The following is a 286-nucleotide window of genomic DNA, read 5'->3' on the forward strand; positions in this document are numbered from 1 at the left end:
GCGACAGTCGCATTGAAGCGAGCAAGACGAGCAAGACCGCAGCAGATGAAAGTGGTAAGGATGACTGTATCGATCCATGTTCGTAGTCCCACATCAAATGCCAACACGGCTGGAGCAACGCCAAACGAAATCTAGAATGCGAACAAGAAGCATGAGCGTCGTGTGCAGGCTCGGAGACGACATATGGGATTGACGCACCAAATCCGCCAGACTATCGAGTTCTTGACCGAGAAGACTAGCACTCTTCCTCCATCTCGCAACTTTGCCATCGAAAAAGTCGAACATG

At 50.7% G+C, this 286-nt stretch carries 1 pseudogene; it reads right to left on the bottom strand.

The features are described 5' to 3' along the window. A pseudogene (locus K6753_RS14560) lies at window positions 1-286 on the bottom strand (CDP-alcohol phosphatidyltransferase family protein); the annotation flags it as partial.

It is taken from the genome of Novilysobacter selenitireducens (assembly GCF_020026895.1).
GTDB lineage: Bacteria > Pseudomonadota > Gammaproteobacteria > Xanthomonadales > Xanthomonadaceae > Lysobacter_C > Lysobacter_C selenitireducens.